The 3,033-nt window shown below is 47.0% G+C and carries 3 protein-coding genes; 1 reads left to right on the plus strand and 2 read right to left on the minus strand.

The window, feature by feature from the left end; translation table 11 throughout:
- On the plus strand, positions 1-542 hold a 542-nt coding region (locus tag F6K57_RS41515; RefSeq protein ID WP_293074982.1), incomplete at its 5' end, for a type I glyceraldehyde-3-phosphate dehydrogenase.
- Positions 543-758: 216 nt separating this feature from the next.
- Here F6K57_RS41515 and F6K57_RS41520 read toward each other — a convergent pair.
- The gene (locus F6K57_RS41520) at positions 759-2,483 is read right to left on the minus strand and encodes a hypothetical protein (RefSeq protein WP_293074985.1); all 1,725 of its coding nucleotides are present in this window, start codon (positions 2,481-2,483) and stop codon (positions 759-761) included.
- 385 nt (positions 2,484-2,868) lie between these two features.
- Positions 2,869-3,033: DUF3370 family protein (locus tag F6K57_RS41525; protein WP_293074988.1), on the minus strand; the 165-nt coding region annotated here is incomplete at its 5' end.

Raw genomic sequence — 3,033 nt, forward strand, 5'->3', positions numbered from 1 at the left:
GTCTTGCTCCCATTGCTAAAGTGATTAATGACAATTTTGGGCTAGCGGAAGGGTTAATGACTACGGTCCATGCCATGACTGCTACCCAGCCAACGGTAGATGGTCCAAGTAAGAAAGACTTTCGGGGGGGGCGAAGTGCTGCTCAGAACATTATCCCCGCTTCTACGGGTGCGGCCAAAGCTGTCACGCTAGTGTTACCGGAACTGAAAGGTAAACTCACGGGGATGGCATTACGGGTACCAACACCGGATGTATCAGTGGTAGATTTGACCTTCAGGACTCAAAAGGCAACCAGCTACCCAGAGATTTGTGCAGCAATGAAGGCAGCGTCAGTTGGGGCGATGAAAGGAATTTTGGGTTATACAGAGGAGCCAGTGGTGTCCACCGATTTTCAAGGCGACCCTCATTCAAGCATTTTCGATGCTGGAGCGGGAATGGAACTTAATTCTAATTTCTTTAAAGTTGTCTCTTGGTACGACAATGAGTGGGGTTACTCTAACCGCATGATTGACCTGATGTTATCTATGGCAGCTAAAGGTTAGGTCGAGCGTAGCAGCTAGCCCAGGGAAAGGAAAAATCACTAACCACTTTCCCTGACTAGAAACTGGAGAAGGGGAAGAGGCAGAACAGACTCGAAGATACCCCAAGTTGGGAAAGACCAAACTTTCTCGTATCCCAGAAATAATAAAGCAGATGCGCGCTTCGTAGCGTCGGCGCTACGAAGCGCGCATCTGCTGACTTGGTTTGAGATTAATGAACTATTGGTGATTAAGTAAAGGAAAGTATTTTCCTTGCCGATACTCCCAAGTGATGCCCTCGGGATCCCGAGAGCGACTCCACTGGCTGAAGTTGGGCTCAGTGCGCATCCTCTTGAGTAACCTGTCCCCACAACGGAAGCGATCGCACATTTGTTTGACACTGTAGGGTTCTACTGAAATACTCTGGGATGACCCATTAGTGGTGGGAGTAGTCTCCTCTATTTCAGGTTCAAAGGTGTCTGATGATTCTTGATTAACCTGATTAAGCTGATCAACTAAAGGAAAGTATTTTCCTTGCCGATACTCCCAAGTGATGCCCTCGGGATCCCGAGAGCGACTCCACTGGCTGAAGTTGGGCTCAGTGCGCATCCTCTTGAGTAATCTGTCCCCACAACGGAAGCGATCGCAGATCTGTTTGACACTGTAGGGTTTTACTAAAAAACCCTGGGATGACCCATTAGTAGTGGGAGTAGTATCCTCTATTTCAGGTTCAAAGGTGTCTGATGATTCTTGATTAACCTGATTAAGCTGATCAACTAAAGGAAAATATTTTCCTTTCCGATACTCCCAAGTGATGCCCTCGGGATCCCGAGAGCGACTCCACTGGCTGAAGTTGGGCTCAGTGCGCATCCTCTTGAGTAATCTGTCCCCACAACGGAAGCGATCGCAGATCTGTTTGACACTGTAGGGTTTTACTAAAAAACCCTGGGATGACCCATTAGTAGTGGGAGTAGTATCCTCTATTTCAGGTTCAGAGGTGGCTGATGATTCTTGATTAACCTGATTAAGCTGATCAACTAAAGGAAAATATTTTCCTTGCCGATACTCCCAAGTGATGCCCTCGGGATCTCGAGAGCGACTCCACTGGCTGAAGTGTGGCTCAGTGCGCATCCTCTTGAGTAACCTGTCCCCGCACCGGAAGCGATCGCACATCTGTTTGACACTGTAGGGTTTTACTAAAAAACCTTGCGATAACCCATTAGTAGTGGGGGTAGTATCCTCTATTTCAGGTTCAGAGGTGGCTGATGATTCCTGATTAACCTGATTAAGCTGATCAACTAAAGGAAAATATTTTCCTTGCCGATACTCCCAAGTGATGCCCTCGGGATCTCGAGAGCGACTCCACTGGCTGAAGTTTGGGTCAGTGCGCATCCTCTTGAGTAACCTGTCCCCACACCGGAAGCGATCGCACATCTTCTTCACACTGTAGGGTTCTACTAAAATTAGCTCTGATGAAGATTTAGCAGGAGTAATCTTCTTTGTAATCTTCTTGTCTGTCTTACTTCCAGAGGTAGCTGATGGAAATGCTGTGGTGACCTCGTCAGCTGGGAGAGCTTCGACGATATAATCTGCCAACGGCACCTCCTGGCTGTAAACCCCTTTAGTTGTGTGATACTTGATGATGCTTTCCCCGCTAAACCAATCTAGGGCTGTCCTCACAAAAAGCCACCCAGCTTGGGGAGACTTCTCCAGACATACTGGTGTCTTCTGGCCATTGGTAAGATTAACCAAGTTGTGTGTTGGCTTGAACATCCCCTTTTCGGGTATATACAGCTCATCTTGCTGACGTTTCCGTCTCGGACTACATTCGAGACAGTATTTAGGAGGCTTACCAGGATAGCACTCACGAGTCGTCATATGATTGCATTTGGGGCAAAAAAAGGTAACTGGACGGGTATGGATCGTACGAGTGTGAGCACGCACGATAAAGGTTTGAGAAGGCATAAGTGTTCAACGTCTCATATAGTTATCTAGCAACAGTTATCAAGGAACCTGAGTGTGATATAGTTGTTCTGGTGCCGACAGCAATTCTAGGTATATCCCTAGGCACTGGCTGCCGTAACTAGATCATCTCTATCATCTAGAGTAAGCATTTCTGCTGGTTTGATGATCTTAGGCAAAACTTCGTCAGCAATAAATAAACTCCTAAATAGTTAATACTGATCGCTTTTGCTGGCATCAGCTATTTTTGATAAAGTTCAGTATGCTGCTAACGTTAAACAATAGCAGATTCAGGCTAAATCCGTCAGACTACTAGAATTGAGATCAATATTTGATCGTGCGATCGCACAATTGCGACCTTGCATTTGTGAGCCGATTTCCAACTTTACTAACCCTCCAAAGTCCGAACTGTCAGCACCTGGGGTGGTGTCGAATCCGGGGGATAGAGAAAATCCACCTCTAGCTGCCTAACTTCTTCAGGGGCTAAATTCAACGTCACCAATGGATGCCCTGGCTGTCCTCGTCGCTGCACTAAATGCACATAGCGCGTCTG

Source organism: Moorena sp. SIO4A5 (assembly GCF_010672005.1).
GTDB lineage: Bacteria > Cyanobacteriota > Cyanobacteriia > Cyanobacteriales > Coleofasciculaceae > Moorena.

What these genes read in the sequence shown, in the direction of transcription:
- F6K57_RS41520 (WP_293074985.1), bottom strand. Translation starts at nt 2,483, where the DNA reads ATGCCTTCTCAAACCTTTATCGTGCGTGCTCACACTCGTACGATCCAT.